Origin of the sequence: Duganella sp. BJB476 (assembly GCF_003416895.1) — a bacterium.
Taxonomy (GTDB): Bacteria; Pseudomonadota; Gammaproteobacteria; order Burkholderiales; family Burkholderiaceae_D; genus Rugamonas.
The window spans coordinates 45,489-59,442 of record NZ_QVIO01000005.1; the positions used below are offsets into that span (position 1 = coordinate 45,489).

Genomic DNA, 13,954 nt, shown 5'->3' on the forward strand with positions numbered 1-13,954 from the left:
TTTCGATTGACATCGATATCATTTCTTGTTTCAATGACCCATCTTCACGAATCGTGGAAGATGGGGATGGAACTACCGGAAGCTGTTTTGGCTGGTGGCGCGCCGTCCAGGAGACGATTTACACCATAAGAAAGCATAGACCACATGAAAAGCCAGAATCCGTTCTTGTTATCCGCAGTCACGGCTGCCGTCCTCACGCTCGTCAACCAGACCGCCGCGCAAGCCCAAAGCGCCGCCCCAACTGAACCTTCCACCTCCAAGGAAGTCGCCGCCGAAGTCCAGCAAGTCGTCGTCACCGGCGTCGCCTCGGCGCGCGGCGTGCGCAAGGTCGACTCGGCCTTCTCCATCACCACCGCCAACGAAGAGCAGCTGAAGCAGGCCTCCCCAAGCAGCACCGCCGACATCATGAAACTCGTGCCGGGCGTGTATGCGGAATCGACCGGCGGCCAGTCCGGCGCCAACATCGAAGTGCGCGGCTTCCCTTCCGGCAGCGATTCACCCTTCGTCTCGGTGCAATTGATGGGCAACCCTATCTTCCCGCCGCCTACCTTGTCGTTCTTCGAAGGCTCGTCGGCCTTCCGCCTGGACGACACCGTCGAGCGGGTTGAAGTGCTGCGCGGCGGCCCGTCCACTATCTGGTCCAACGCCCAGCCCGGCGCGACCATGAACTTCATCCTCAAAGAAGGCAGCGACACGCCGGAAGGCTCGGTGCGCTTCACCACCGGCACTGGCAGCCTGCGCCGCGTCGACATGTACTACGGCGGCAAAATCAGCGACGGCTGGTACGGCTCGGTCGGCGGCTTCTACCGCAAGACCGACGGCGTGCGCGACGCCGGCTTCCCGGCGGACGACGGCCACCAGCTGACCGCCACGCTGACCCGCAAGCTCGACGACGGCAAGCTGACCATGTACGTCCGCAACACCGACGACAAGAACGCCTTCTACACCGGCGTACCGCTGATCTCCAGCAATGGCGGCCACACGATCTCGGAATTCCCCGGCTTCAATCCGCTGACCGGCACCTTGATGAGCGGTGAAATGCGCAACTTCACCATCGAAGCGGCGCCCGGCAAGACGCTGAACCGCGACCTGGCGGACGGCCGCGGCCTCAAAGCCACCGTGTTCGGCGCGGACTTCGACCAGAAGATCGGCGAATGGAGCGTATCGAACAAGTTCAACCGCTTCGATGGCGACCTGAACACCAACGCCATGTTCACCGGTAACAACCCGCTGTCGATGAACGATTACCTGAACGCGGCCATCAGCTCGGCCAACGGCAACGCGGCAACCGTCGCGGCGGCTGGCGGCAAGCTGGCCACGGCCGGCACCGCCACCTATGTGCACGGCGGCGCGGTCGACGGCAACCAGCAGGTGGTGCAAGCTGGCCTGTGGTCGGTGGAAAAGAAACTGACCTCGTTCACCGACGAACTGCGCGTCAGCAAGGAAATCGGCAAGGACAACACGGTCACCGTGGGCGGCTACTTCGCCGACTACTCGTCGCGCGATGTCTGGTACCTGGGCAACAGCCACCTGATGTCGGCCGTGCCGCAAGCCAGCCTGATCAACGTGACCCTGAACAACGGCGTGATCGTGTCAAAGAACGGTACCGACGGCAATGTGTTCTACGCGCCGGTCGCTTCGTATGACGGCCGCAACACCGCCGCCTTCATCTCGGACGAGTGGAAGGTCAACGACCGCATCAAGGTCGACTTCGGCATGCGCCATGAACAGCAGAAGATCAGCGGCACGATCTCCAACCTGACCTCGGCCGACACCGACAACAATCCGCTGACCGTGTACAACAACGGCACCTCGATGCCGGACGGCTCCAACACCTACCTGAGCCGCACCGACAGCGCCAACTCCTTCACCATCGGCGGCAACTACAAGCTGGCCAAGGATACGGCGGTGTTCGTGCGCGCCAACCGCGGCCACACCTTCATCTCCTTCGACGACCTGCGCGGCGCCGGCAACCAGAAATCGGTCGATGACCGCGGCATCCTGCCGACGCCGAAAGTAAGCCAGTACGAAATCGGCTTCAAGACGGCGACCCAGATGTACAGCGCCTACATCAACGCCTTCCACACGGAATTCGACGGCATCGCCTTCTCGCAGGTGCTGGCCGACGGCCGCGAGCTGCATTCGATCAGCGGCTCCAAGGGTAATGGCCTGGAATTCGAACTGGCGGTGCGTCCTATCGCCAACCTGCAACTGGCTTTGACCGGCGATTACCAGAAATCGGAATACCGCGACAATCCGGATACCGCAGGCAAAACCGTCCAGCGTCAGCCGAAGCTGCAATTCCGCTTCACGCCGACCTACAAGATTCCTCTGGGTGACGGCAACTCGGCCAAGATCTACGGCACCTACACTTCGATCGGCGAGCGTTGGGCTGACCAGGCCAACCAGCAATACCTGCCGTCCTACCGCACCATCGATGCCGGCGTGCTGTTCTCGCTGGGTGAGAAGATCGAAGTGCGCCTGGCTGGCACCAATCTCAACAACGCGCTGGGCCTGACGGAAGGCAACTCCCGCCTGACCGCCGGCGGCACCGGTCCGATCAACGCACGTCCGCTGTTTGGCCGTACCTGGGAAGCGTCGTTGCTGTACCGCTTCTAAGCTGTAGTTCCCTCCCTCACAGGCAAGGCGCAGTTAGCCTTGCCTTTTTTGTTTTTCTGGCCTAATCTGAAACAGATCGTGCTCATCACGATCCTGCCTTATCATGCCTAGAATTATTGCTTAGGGGTTAGATCGTGGCTTCCGTAACGTCCGTCAGCGCGCTGCAAGCATCGATTGCACAGGCCGAAAGGCAGGTGCAAACGGACCAGTCACGCGTGAACCAGGACGCCAGCCGGCTGGAACAAAGCCGGGTGCAGCTGACCAAGGATAAGCAGACGCTGAGCGATAGCCAGCAAGAGAGCGATCAGGCGTCCGCGCCGCCGTTGAAGGCGGCGCCAGCCCCGAATTTGAATAATGCGATTGAAAGACCATCCCGCGCCGAGCAAGTGCTGCCGGCCGACCTGCAGGCGCCGCCCAAGCCGCAGATCAACGCGCAGGGCGAGACCATCGGCAAGCTGATCAACGTCGTCGCCTGAGCCTCAGGCGGCCTGCATCGCCGCTTCCAGTTCCTTCACGCCATCCCACCAGCGGCCATCTGCCAGCGGCAGGCGGATGTCGAGCGCCTTGCCGATTTCCGGCGTGGCCAGTGGCAAGCGGCGTTCCGCAGCCAGCTCGGCGATACGGTCGAACGGGTCATGCCAGGCGTGCAGCGACAGGTCGAACGTGCCGTTATGAATCGGCAGCATCACCTTGCCGCGCAAGTCGATGTGCGCCTGCAAGGATTCCTCCGGCTGCATGTGCACATCCGGCCACTGGGGATCGTAGGCGCCGGTCTCCACCATCGTCAGGTCGAACGGACCATAGCGGCGGCCGATTTCCTTGAAACCGTCGAAATAGCCGCTATCGCCGCTGAAAAACACCTTCACGTCCCGGTCTTCGATGACAAACGACGCCCACAGCGTCTTGTTGCGGTCACTCAAACCACGGCCGGAAAAGTGCTGGGCCGGCGTCGCCACCAGCTTCAGCCCGGCCACGTGGGTGGACTGCCACCAGCTCAGCTGTTGCACCTTGGCGGCAGGGATGCCCCAGGCGATCAGACGGTCGCCCACGCCCAGCGGCGTAATGAAGTGCTCGGTCTTGGCGGCCAGCTTCATCACGGCGGCGTAGTCCAGATGGTCGTAATGATCGTGCGACAGAATGATGCCCTTGATCGGTGGCAGTTCCTCGATGCTGATCGGCGTCTGGTGGAAACGCTGCGGCCCGGCCCACTGCACCGGCGACGCGCGCTCGGAAAACACGGGATCGGTCAGCCAGAAATGGCCGTTGAGCTTGAGCAGCACCGTCGAGTGCCCGAGGCGGAACAGGCTGCGATCCGGAGCATCCAATAACTGCTGCTGCGTGATCGCATGAACGGGGATGGCCTGGCGCGGCACGGTGTCCTTGGGTTTGTCGAAAGCAAAGCGCAGCATGACGCCCAGCGACTTGAAGAAGCCCATCTGATGCATCTTGACCGGATTGCGGAACTTGCCGTCGCGGGTACGCGGCGCGCTGGGCACGGACAGGCCGTCGAGGTCGGATTCGGCGATAACGGATTGATAAGTCATGATGGGCGACTCCAGGGTTTAGAATGTACACTACACAGTGTAGTTCTTATTTTTTGAAAAGTAAACTAGTCGGTGTAAAATAAAGCCATGAACACGCCCCTCAAACTGACCGACCGCAAACGCCAGGCCATCGTCGAAGCCGCCATCGCAGAATTCCGCGTCAGCGGTTTCGAATCGACCAGCATGGACAAGATTGCCGCCACCGCCGGCGTGTCCAAACGCACGGTGTACAACCACTTCCCCAGTAAAGACGAATTGTTCGCGCAGATATTGCATGAGTTGTGGAATAGTTCGATGGCGCAGGAACAGCAGCCCTACGATGCGGCCGTGCCCATGCGCGAGCAGTTACTGGCTTTGCTGTGGAAAAAGATGGCCATGCTCCAGGACAGTTACTTCCTGGATCTGGCGCGGGTGGCGATTGCCGAATCCATCCACTCGCCCGAGCGGGCGCAGGAGATGGTGACGCGGCTGACCCGCAAGGAAGAAGAAGCCGTGGTCTGGCTGCGCGCCGCCCAGGCCGACGGCAAGCTGCTCAAGGCCGACCCGGTGTTGGCCCCGCAAATGCTGACCGGCCAGTTGAAGACCTTCGCCTTCTGGCCGCAAGTGACGCTGAACCAGCCGCCGCTGGACGCGGCCATGCAGAAAAAAGTGGTCGAAGCGACCGTCGATATGTTCCTGGCCTACGCCGGGTAAGCTAGGCGAAACTGACCGAGTAAATCGGCGGCAAGGTGGTGGAGATGGTCTGCCACTGGCCGCCGCCATCCTCCGACAGCCAGGCGCCGCCAGTGGTCGACCCCATCAGCAGGATCTGTCCGCAATCGCTGACGGCCAGCCCGTGACGGTAGACCAGGTCGTAGCAATGCTGCTGTGGCAGGCCGCCGCGCCAGGCGGTGAAAGTCTTGCCGCCGTCGGTGGTACGCGTGACCGCCAGCGCCGCATGCGCGGCGAAGCGCTTGCTGTCCGCCTCGGCCGGCACGAACCACGCCGTCTCACCATGTTGCGGATGCACCGCCGTCACGAAGCCGAAATTCGACAGCGGCGCGCTGTGCACCTCGGTCCAGTTGGCGCCGTTGTCCACCGAGCGCCAGATGCCGTTGTGATGCTGGCACCACAGCTTGTCCGGCTCGCCCGGGCAGCGCACGATGCGGTGCGGGTCCTGCACCTGCTGCACCTCGGCCAGCTCCGGCGGCATGTAGCTGGCGACCATGCCCTTGGCGCGCATGGCCCAGCTTTCGCCGCCGTCCGTGGTCAGCCAGGCGCCGCCGCAGGAGATGCCGACCAGCACCGACTTGCTGTCGCGTGGATCGACGCAGATGCTGTGAATGCCCGGCACGTCGTAGCCGCCGCCCATCCACTGCGCGCGCTCAGGCACGTTCCACAGCGACTCCACCAGCTGCCAGCTGTCGCCCCGGTCGTTCGAGCGGAACAGGCCGCCCGGCAAGGTGCCCGCCCACAGCACGCCCGGCTGGTCCGGCCCGCCCGCCGCCAGCGACCAGATCTGCTTCATCGTCCACTCCACCGGATCGGCCGACTCCGCCGGCTTGACGGGAAACGCCGGCACCGCCACCTCCACCCAGCTGTCGCTGCCCGCATCGCGCCGGTGCAGCTTGGCGCCGAAGTGGCCCAGGTTCAGGGCCGCGTACAACGTGCCGTCGCGCCGGTCCGACAGCACCATCGACACCGGATCGCCCAGGAAATGCTGCTGGTCGATATGCCACGCCTCGTGCGTACGGTAGATTTCAAACAATCCTTTGCGAGTGCCGATGTAGGCGCGGTCAGACATGTCAACCTCCAGAAAGAGCTTGCAAGATATAGACTTTGGAATGCGGCGCGAGCGCATCGTTCAATATTTTTCGCTCACGGGTGCGTTGTCCGTCGATGAAGATGACGACGTTCTCGCGCAGCTGGCCCTGCTCGTCGAGCACGTAGCCGCGCAGCCGGGGATGGTCGGCAAAGGCGGCGTCGAGGGCGCTGCGCAGATCGGCCGCACTGGTCTCCACCTGCGGCACGGTCATGAAGCGGCCCAGTTGCTGGGTAAAAACAAGTTGCGCCATCGTTATGCTTGTTGGTTTGATCGACGGGATTAGCGATTCTATTCCGGTTTGGCCTAAAATGAAAATGCCTCAACTAACGGAGCACTGCATGACGATCACACCGCAAGAGCTGGAACTGCTGATGGAGGAAGTGGAAAAGGAAGATCCGATCGATTTCGCCGACCTGCCGTTCGACGAGCACGATCTGCGCGGCCTGATCTCCAACCACCTGTGCGAGATGGCCGAGGCGATGGAGAGCTTCAGCGAGGAAGACAAACACCTGACCCTGCTGGCCGTGGCGGCCAAGCTGGTGCTGGAAAACATGGTGCTGAACATCCAGCTGATGCGGCGCCACGGCGTGCCGCTCAGCGAGTCGACCGACGCGCTACTGAGCCGCCTGCGCAAACGCGACGACGGCCCAAAAACTTAAGGCGCGGCAGGGAAATCCAGCGTCGTCGCGTTGACGCGGTTGAACAGGTTGGTGAACGTGATGGTGGCAATCGCCAGCAGCGTGTCGACGATCTGCGCGTCACTGTAGCCGGCCTGTCTGACCGCCACCACCACCTCCGCCGGCACCTCGCCGCTGGTGGTGAAAACGGTATGCGCAAAAACCGCCAGCGCATCGATGCGCGCGTCGCCACTGACCTGACGGTGGCGCACGTTGAGCATCGTCTCGCTGCTCAAGCCGGACTTGCCTCCCGCCAGCGTATGCGCGGCCAGGCAGTAGTCGCACTGCGCATCCTGGCTCACGGCCAGTTTGACCACCTCCACCTCCTTCGCCGCCAGACTGCTTTTGCGCAGCGCGGCATCCATATTCAGCGCGGTTTCCAGCGCGACCGGGCTGTTCGTGCCCAGCGTGACATAGGCGTTGGGCACCTTGCCGATCGCTCCCTTGATGGCGGTGAACAATTGCGCAGCGTGGCCGGTGGCTTCCGAGACAGCTTGAGTGGTCAGACGGGACATGATGTTTCCTTTCAGGTGAGTTGGTATGGAAACAGTCTACGGCCACCCGATGAGATGATGAATGCTCAAACATCGCTATAATTTGCTTATTCGTCTCAACCAAGCTTGCCATGGATACCCTCAGCCACCTGCTCTCGCTGTACCCGATGCGCACCGCACTGGACACGCGCTGCCACTTCGGCGCGCCGTGGGTGCTGGATCACGCGGCGACCGCCAGCGGCATCGCGCCCTACCACCTGATCGCGCGCGGCACGGCGCTGGTGGACGGCGCCGACGGCCTGACGCTGCAAGCGGGCGACCTGATCGTCTTCCCGCACGGCGGCGCGCACCGCCTCTACATCGGCGATCCCGCGCAGGCGTCGGCCATGCACAGCGCGCCGGGCCTGCTGCGCTACGAAGGCAACGTCGGCGACGGTCCCAGCACCGATATTCTGTGCGGCGAATTCCGCTTCGATGACGACGGCGCCAACGGCCTGTTGGCCGCGCTGCCGCCGATGCTGGTGGTGCGCAGCGCCGACCGCGCCGACGCACAAGGCCTGAACCACCTGATCGCCATGCTGCAGGCGGAAGCCGAGACGCCGCGCGCAGGCTCGGAAGCCATCGTGCGGCAACTGGCCTCCGCGTTGTTTGCGCTGCTGATACGCAGCTGGCTGGAGCAGTCGATGACGATACCGGGATTATTCGCGGTGCTGGGGGAACGGCGCCTGCTGGCTGCACTGGACGGCATGCTGTCCGCGCCACAGCGGGCGTGGACGCTGGACCAACTGGCGACGGCATGCCATATGTCGCGCGCCACCTTTGCGCGCCTCTTCAAACAAGCGGCCGGCGCCCCACCGGCCGCCGTGCTGACGCAACTGCGCATGGCGCAAGCCGCGCGCCTGCTGGACGCCGGCCGGCAGGCAGGCGACGTCGCCGAAGCGGTGGGCTATCAATCGGAAGCGGCCTTCAGCCGCGCCTTCAAACGCCAGTATCAGGTGGGGCCGGGAGCCTGGAGGCGGCGGGCGCCTCGATCACCAGGTCGGTGACGGCGATGGCCACGCACGGCAGGATGTAGCCTTCGCGCTTTTCGTCGAAGCTCAGGCCCGGCCACTCGATCAGGTAGCGCACCGTACCGCTGGTGCTCAGGCAGATGCAGGTGCGGCAGGTGCCGTTGCGGCAGGAACTGGGCAGGCGCACGCCGGCGCGGTCGGCGCTTTGTAACACCGTCGCCGGCGCTTGCGCGTCGAAGCTCCATCCCTGTCCCGCCAGTGTTACCCGTACCGCTTGCTCCATGCTGGTTCCCGAATTGCCGTGTCAAACCAGCATGATAAACCCTCAGGCCAGCAGCTTCAGCCTCGGCTTGGGTTGGCTCACCGGCGCCGCAGCGGGACGCCGAACCGCCAGCCCGCCCTGCAACTTGAACACCGCCATCGCCTGCGACACGCAACGCGTCTGCTGCGCCAGGTTGCCGGCGGCGGCGGCGGCCTGCTCCACCAGCGCCGCGTTCTGCTGCGTGATGTCGTCGATCTGTATCACCGCCTGGTTGACCTGGACGATGCCGTCGCTCTGCTCGCGGGTCGAGTTCGAAATCTCCTCCATCACGCGCGACACCCGGTCCACCGATTCGATCACCTGGCTCATCGTCATGCCGGCGCTGGTGGTCAGTGCCGTGCCGGCCTGCACCTTCAGGATCGACTGGTCGATCAGCACCTTGATTTCCTTGGCGGCCGTGGCCGAACGCTGCGCCAGGTTGCGCACCTCGCTGGCCACCACGGCGAAGCCGCGTCCTTCCTCGCCGGCGCGCGCCGCTTCCACCGCCGCGTTCAACGCCAGGATATTGGTCTGGAACGCGATGCCGTCGATCAGGCCAATGATGTCGAGCACCTTGTTCGACGAGGCGCTGATGTCGACCATCGTCGACACCACCTGCGACACGATGCTGCCGCCCTGCGCCGCCACCGCCGACGCGCGCTCGGCCAGTTCATTGGCGCTGGCCACATTGCTGGCGCTCTGCTGGACGGTCGACGTCAGCTGCTCCATGCTGGCCGCGGTCTGCTGCAAACTGGAGGCCTGCGACTCGGTGCGCCCCGACAGATCGAGATTGCCGTCGGCGATTTCGCCGGTCGCCACCGAGATCTCGTCGAAGTTGGCGCGCACGTCGCCGATGATGCTGTGCAGGTTGATATTGGTCTGCCGCAGCGCCGCCAACAACTGTCCCATTTCGTCGTCGCGCTGGATCGCGAAAGTCGCCGTCAGGTCGCCGCCCGCCATCATGCGCGCCGCGCGCGTCGCCTCGCGCAGCGGCAGCGCCAGGTTCAGATACAGGCTGCGGCCAAACCACACCATGCCCAGCATGGCGCCCAGCGCCAGCGCCCCCATCCAGCTGCGCGCCGCGTTGATGCCCGCATCGTCCAAACCCAGCAAGGCAAAGGCCAGCAAGGCCAGCACGCCGCCAGTCAGCAGCGTGGCCGCACCGATCTGACGCGTCAGTGGCATCTTCAGCATGCCCATCAGCCGCGCCACAATGCCGGTCGCCACCACGCGCCCGTTGACGATGCGCAACCGGCGCGGATTGCCCGCCTTGAATTGGCGATACAGCTCGTCCGCCTCGCGCACCTGCTCGCGACTGGGCTTGGTCCGCACCGACAGGTAGCCGACCGGCTTGCCCTGCTCGATCACCGGCGTGACGTTCGCCATCACCCAATAGTAGTCGCCGTTCTTGCAGCGATTCTTCACCAGGCCGGTCCACGGCATGCCGTCGCGGATGGTCCGCCACAAATCGGCAAAGGCTTCGACCGGCATGTCGGGATGACGCACGATGTTCTGCGGCGCGCCGATCAGTTCCTGCTCCGTGAAGCCGCTGACCTCGATGAAATAGGGATTCGCGTAGTTGATGTTGCCCTGCAAATCCGTGCTGGAGACGATGGTCTTGCCATCGTCCATCAGGTATTCGTTTTGAGTGATTGGACTGTTGATGCGCATGGCCGTTCCTTTTTTATATTTGGGAAAAGGGCGTGCCGGGGTTTGGGGAGCGCCATCGGCCAGTGGCCAACGAGTCCAGAATAGTTAGGTTTTCCCCGCAACAAAGTCACCAATTGTCGCAGGGAATTTTTACTGCTGGTTTTTATTGTCCGTTTTTGATCTACATCAATTTTGCTGTGCATGAACGCAACAACTGTCAGTCCGGCTTGAAGTTTTGGCCAAGAGACATTGGTTTATTCAGCAGGATTGTTTGCGGATTTCGGCAAATGATGACTAGCACCACGATAGTAGCGAGGTAGGGCAGCATCGACAAAAACTCCGACGGGATGTCCAGCCCCATGCCCTGCCCGTGGAACTGCAACACCGTCACGCCGCCAAACAGATAGGCGCCCACCATCACGCCGCGCGGCTTCCACGTCGCGAACACCACCTGCGCCAGCGCGATCCAGCCGCGTCCCGCCGTCATGCCCTCGACCCACATCGGCGTCAGCGCCAGCGACAGGTAGGCGCCGCCCAGGCCGGCCATGGCGCCGCCGAACAGCACCGTGCCGTAACGCAGGCCGATCACCGGATAACCGATCGCATGGGCGCTGTGCGGCGACTCGCCCACCGCGCGCACCACCAAGCCGATGTGGGTGCGCGCCAGCACCCAGCCGATCAGCACCACCAGCAGCACCGAGCCATACACCATCGCGTCAAAGCGGAACAGCAGCGGCCCGACAAACGGCAGGTCGGACAGCAACGGGAAGTGCAGGTGTGGCATCGGCTCCACCGTCTGCCCTACCAGCCCGCGCCCCATGAAGGCCGACAGCCCGATGCCGAACAAAGTCAGCGCCAGCCCGGTGGCCACCTGGTTCGTTTGCAGCGTCAACACAAGGAAGCCGAAGATCAGCGACATCAGCATGCCGGCTGCAATCGCCGCCAATAGCCCCAGCCACATCTGCCCCGTGCCCAAGGTGACGCCGAAGCCCACCACGGCGCCGACCAGCATCATGCCCTCCATGCCCAAATTGAGCACGCCGGAACGCTCGGTCACCAGCTCGCCCATCGAGGCCACCACCAGCGGCGTGGCGGCGCCCGCCGTGCTGGCGAGGAAGGCGATTAACAGTTCGGTGCTGATCATGCGGGTTCTCCAGCGGTGACAGGCAAGTGGCGCTTGCGCGGCTTGAAGCGGTAATGAATGAACAGGTCCGCCGCCAGCAGGTAGAACAGCAGCAGGCCCTGGAACATGCCGGTGATGGCTGACGGCACCTGCAGCTCGATCTGCGCCGTCTCGCCGCCGATGTACAGCAGCGACATCAACAACGCCGACAGCACCACGCCCAGCGGATGCAAGCGTCCGACGTAGGCGACGATGATGGCCGCGAAGCCATAGCCGGCCGACACCGACGGCTGCATCTGCCCCAGCGGCCCCGCCACTTCGCCGACGCCGGCGATGCCGGACAAGGCGCCGCTGACCATGAAGGCCAGCCACACATTGCGCGGTTCGCTGAAGCCGGCGTACAACGCGGCGGCAGGCGCCATGCCGCTGACCTGCATGCGGTAGCCGGCGAACGTGTGCTTGCAGAAGAACCAGGCCGCCACCGCCGCGACCAGCGACAGGATGAAGGCCGCGTTCAGGCGCAAGCCTTCCACCAGCAGCGGCAAGGTGGCCGAGTCGCTGAACATCTTCGACTGCGGGAAGTTGAAGCCGGCCGGATCGCGCATCGGCCCGTGCACCAGGTAGCTCAGCAAGTGATACGCCACGTACACCAGCATCAGGCTGACGAGAATCTCGCTGGTGTTGAAGCGCGTGCGCAGCAGCGCGGGAATCGCCGCCCACAGCATGCCGCCCAGCGCACCCGCCAGCAGCATCAGCGGCAACACCCACCATGCCTGCACCTCGTCGAAATACAGCGCCACCGCGCCGGCGGCGATCGCGCCCACCGTCAGCTGGCCATCGGCGCCGATGTTGGCGACGTTGGCGCGGAAGCCGATCGCCAGGCCCACGCCGCACAGGATCAGCGGCGTCGCCTTCAGCAGCAATTCGCCGACGCCGTACAGCGTGGTCCACGGCTTGATGAAGTAGACGTAGAAGGCATGCAGCGGCTCCTGCCCCAAAAAGAAGAACAGCACGGAGCCGGTCACCAGCATGGCCGCCGCCGCGATCAGCGGCGACGCCAGCATCATCGAACGCGATGGTTCGGGACGTCGTTCAAGCCGCGACATGTTCTGCTCCCTGGTAATCGAAATCGCCGCTCATCCACACGCCGATCTGGTTGATGCTGGTGCCTGCGGCCCGCACCACTTGCGACAAGCGGCCATCCGCCAGCACGGCGATGCGGTCGCTCATCATGAACAATTCGTCCAGCTCCTCCGACAACACCAGCACCGCCACGCCCTGGTCGCGCATATCGATGATGGCCTGCCGTATCAGCATGGCGGCGCCGATGTCCACGCCCCAAGTCGGCTGCGCGAACACCATCACCTTCGGCGTCAGCGCGATCTCGCGGCCGACGATAAACTTCTGCAGATTGCCGCCCGAAAGACTGGCCGCCGCAGACTGCTCGCCACCGCACTTGACGTTGAAGCGCTCGATCACCTTGCGCGCGAACTCGCGCACCGCGCCGCGCTGTATCAGGCCGCGCTTGACCATGCCGGTGTTGGCGGCCGGCAGATAGCCGGTCAGCAGCGCGTTATCGGCCAGCGACAGGTCGGGCACGGCGCCGCGCCCAAGGCGCTCCTCCGGCACGAAGCCCAGTCCCAACTGGCGGCGCTGCGCCGCATTGAGCCTGCCCACGTCCTGCCCGCACAGGCGGATCGCGCCACTGCCCACAGCCAGCGCGCGCTCGCCGGAGATGGCTTTCAATAGTTCCTGCTGGCCGTTGCCGGAAATGCCGGCGATGCCGACGATCTCGCCGCTGCGCAGCGCCAGGCTGATGTCCTTCAAGCGCGTGCCGAACGGATCGTCGCTGCGCACATTGAGTTTTTCGAGCGCCAGCAGCACCTCGCCGGGCTCGCGCGGCTCGTGCACGCATACCGGCAGCTCGCGGCCTATCATCAACTCCGCCAGCGACTTGGCGCTTTCCTCTTTCGGATTGGCGGTGCCGGAAACGCGCCCCGCGCGCAGCACGGTGGCCTTGTCGCACAGGGCCTGGATTTCATCGAGCTTGTGGCTGATATACAGGATGCTGACGCCTTCGGAGGCCAGGCGTCGCAGCGATTCGAACAGCTTGAGCACCGCGTCCGGCGTCAGCACCGAGGTCGGCTCGTCCATGATCAGCAGGCGTGGCGACTGCAACAGGCAGCGCACGATCTCCACCCGCTGCCGCTCGCCCACCGACATGCTGTGCACCAGCCGTTGCGGGTCCAGCGGCAAACCGTATTGTTCGGAGACGGCGCGGATGCGCGGCGCCAGCGCGGCCGGCGCGATCTTCTCGTCCAGCGCCAGCGCGATATTCTCGGCCACGGTCAGCGTCTCGAACAACGCGAAGTGCTGGAACACCATGCCGATGCCCAGCTTGCGCGCGTCGTGCGGCGAATGGATGTGGACCTGCTTCCCCTCCCACATGATCTGGCCTTCATCGGGTTTGGTCACGCCGTAGATGATCTTCATCAGCGTACTCTTGCCGGCGCCGTTCTCGCCCAGCACGGCGTGGATTTCGCCCGGCATCACGGTCAGGTCGACGGCGGCATTGGCCACCACGGAAGGGTAAATCTTGGAGATGCCCAGCATCTTCAGGCGCGGCTCTGTCATCGGCGCTTCCCTCATCGTATACAAATTGAATACAAAAACAGACGCAATTAACATGCCAGTCACGATCCGCCTGAAACGCGCTATTTTGGGCGGAAGAG

The 13,954-nt window shown here is 63.9% G+C and carries 14 protein-coding genes; 5 read left to right on the forward strand and 9 right to left on the reverse strand.

Annotation, left to right across the window (positions count from 1 at the left end; translation table 11 throughout):
- The first annotated feature begins 144 nt into the window (after positions 1-144).
- Positions 145-2,619 (forward strand): TonB-dependent receptor, encoded by a 2,475-nt coding sequence (locus tag D0T21_RS20005; protein WP_116991113.1) that lies wholly within the window; start codon positions 145-147, stop codon positions 2,617-2,619.
- 134 nt (positions 2,620-2,753) lie between these two features.
- Positions 2,754-3,095, forward strand: coding sequence for a hypothetical protein (locus D0T21_RS20010; protein ID WP_116991114.1), 342 nt, complete (start codon positions 2,754-2,756; stop codon positions 3,093-3,095).
- A 3-nt stretch (positions 3,096-3,098) separates the two neighbouring features.
- Here D0T21_RS20010 and D0T21_RS20015 read toward each other — a convergent pair whose 3' ends face one another.
- The gene (locus tag D0T21_RS20015) at positions 3,099-4,163 is read right to left on the reverse strand and encodes an MBL fold metallo-hydrolase (RefSeq protein ID WP_116991115.1); all 1,065 of its coding nucleotides are present in this window, start codon (positions 4,161-4,163) and stop codon (positions 3,099-3,101) included.
- 87 nt (positions 4,164-4,250) lie between these two features.
- On the opposite strand from D0T21_RS20015, the gene D0T21_RS20020 reads away from it, so the two are divergent.
- Entirely contained in the window at positions 4,251-4,856 is a 606-nt protein-coding gene (locus D0T21_RS20020; RefSeq protein ID WP_116991116.1) for a TetR/AcrR family transcriptional regulator, read from the forward strand.
- Position 4,857: 1 nt separating this feature from the next.
- On the opposite strand, the gene D0T21_RS20025 is transcribed toward D0T21_RS20020, so the two are convergent.
- Both D0T21_RS20025 and D0T21_RS20030 read right to left on the reverse strand, forming a co-directional pair.
- Complete coding sequence (locus D0T21_RS20025; RefSeq protein WP_116991117.1) at positions 4,858-5,946, reverse strand: exo-alpha-sialidase; 1,089 nt, start codon at positions 5,944-5,946, stop codon at positions 4,858-4,860.
- Between the two features lies 1 nt (position 5,947).
- Positions 5,948-6,217 carry a MoaD/ThiS family protein gene (locus D0T21_RS20030; protein ID WP_116991118.1) on the reverse strand — a complete coding sequence of 90 codons (270 nt, stop codon included), beginning with the start codon at positions 6,215-6,217 and terminating at the stop codon, positions 5,948-5,950.
- An 88-nt stretch (positions 6,218-6,305) separates the two neighbouring features.
- Between D0T21_RS20030 and D0T21_RS20035 the strand changes: the two genes are divergently transcribed.
- Positions 6,306-6,626, forward strand: a complete 321-nt coding sequence (locus D0T21_RS20035) for a hypothetical protein (RefSeq protein ID WP_116991119.1) — start codon at positions 6,306-6,308, stop codon at positions 6,624-6,626.
- Here D0T21_RS20035 and D0T21_RS20040 read toward each other — a convergent pair.
- Entirely contained in the window at positions 6,623-7,159 is a 537-nt protein-coding gene (locus D0T21_RS20040; RefSeq protein WP_116991120.1) for a carboxymuconolactone decarboxylase family protein, read from the reverse strand. The genes D0T21_RS20035 and D0T21_RS20040 overlap by 4 nt on opposite strands.
- Before the next feature lie 110 nt (positions 7,160-7,269).
- Between D0T21_RS20040 and D0T21_RS20045 the strand changes: the two genes are divergently transcribed.
- Entirely contained in the window at positions 7,270-8,184 is a 915-nt protein-coding gene (locus D0T21_RS20045; protein ID WP_116991121.1) for an AraC family transcriptional regulator, read from the forward strand.
- On the opposite strand, the gene D0T21_RS20050 is transcribed toward D0T21_RS20045, so the two are convergent.
- The 5 genes from D0T21_RS20050 to D0T21_RS20070 form a co-directional block, all read right to left on the reverse strand.
- Complete coding sequence (locus D0T21_RS20050) at positions 8,117-8,431, reverse strand: 2Fe-2S iron-sulfur cluster-binding protein (RefSeq protein WP_116991122.1); 315 nt, start codon at positions 8,429-8,431, stop codon at positions 8,117-8,119. The two genes, D0T21_RS20045 and D0T21_RS20050, sit on opposite strands and share 68 nt — an antisense overlap.
- Before the next feature lie 42 nt (positions 8,432-8,473).
- Entirely contained in the window at positions 8,474-10,120 is a 1,647-nt protein-coding gene (locus D0T21_RS20055) for a PAS domain-containing methyl-accepting chemotaxis protein (protein ID WP_116991123.1), read from the reverse strand.
- 196 nt (positions 10,121-10,316) lie between these two features.
- A complete protein-coding gene (locus tag D0T21_RS20060; protein ID WP_116991124.1) occupies positions 10,317-11,243 on the reverse strand; it encodes an ABC transporter permease in 927 nt (308 codons plus the stop codon).
- Positions 11,240-12,328 (reverse strand): ABC transporter permease, encoded by a 1,089-nt coding sequence (locus D0T21_RS20065; RefSeq protein ID WP_116991125.1) that lies wholly within the window; start codon positions 12,326-12,328, stop codon positions 11,240-11,242. Before D0T21_RS20065 ends, D0T21_RS20060 begins: the two co-directional genes overlap by 4 nt.
- Entirely contained in the window at positions 12,315-13,856 is a 1,542-nt protein-coding gene (locus D0T21_RS20070; protein WP_116991126.1) for an ABC transporter ATP-binding protein, read from the reverse strand. Before D0T21_RS20070 ends, D0T21_RS20065 begins: the two co-directional genes overlap by 14 nt.
- Between the last annotated feature and the right edge of the window lie 98 nt (positions 13,857-13,954).

Coding starts and splice junctions, on each gene's coding strand:
- D0T21_RS20005 (WP_116991113.1), top strand. CDS start 145: ATGAAAAGCCAGAATCCGTTCTTGTTATCCGCAGTCACGGCTGCCGTC.
- D0T21_RS20015 (WP_116991115.1), bottom strand. CDS start 4,163: ATGACTTATCAATCCGTTATCGCCGAATCCGACCTCGACGGCCTGTCC.
- D0T21_RS20020 (WP_116991116.1), top strand. CDS start 4,251: ATGAACACGCCCCTCAAACTGACCGACCGCAAACGCCAGGCCATCGTC.
- D0T21_RS20025 (WP_116991117.1), bottom strand. CDS start 5,946: ATGTCTGACCGCGCCTACATCGGCACTCGCAAAGGATTGTTTGAAATC.
- D0T21_RS20030 (WP_116991118.1), bottom strand. CDS start 6,217: ATGGCGCAACTTGTTTTTACCCAGCAACTGGGCCGCTTCATGACCGTG.
- D0T21_RS20035 (WP_116991119.1), top strand. CDS start 6,306: ATGACGATCACACCGCAAGAGCTGGAACTGCTGATGGAGGAAGTGGAA.
- D0T21_RS20040 (WP_116991120.1), bottom strand. CDS start 7,159: ATGTCCCGTCTGACCACTCAAGCTGTCTCGGAAGCCACCGGCCACGCT.
- D0T21_RS20045 (WP_116991121.1), top strand. CDS start 7,270: ATGGATACCCTCAGCCACCTGCTCTCGCTGTACCCGATGCGCACCGCA.
- D0T21_RS20050 (WP_116991122.1), bottom strand. CDS start 8,431: ATGGAGCAAGCGGTACGGGTAACACTGGCGGGACAGGGATGGAGCTTC.
- D0T21_RS20055 (WP_116991123.1), bottom strand. CDS start 10,120: ATGCGCATCAACAGTCCAATCACTCAAAACGAATACCTGATGGACGAT.
- D0T21_RS20060 (WP_116991124.1), bottom strand. CDS start 11,243: ATGATCAGCACCGAACTGTTAATCGCCTTCCTCGCCAGCACGGCGGGC.
- D0T21_RS20065 (WP_116991125.1), bottom strand. CDS start 12,328: ATGTCGCGGCTTGAACGACGTCCCGAACCATCGCGTTCGATGATGCTG.
- D0T21_RS20070 (WP_116991126.1), bottom strand. CDS start 13,856: ATGACAGAGCCGCGCCTGAAGATGCTGGGCATCTCCAAGATTTACCCT.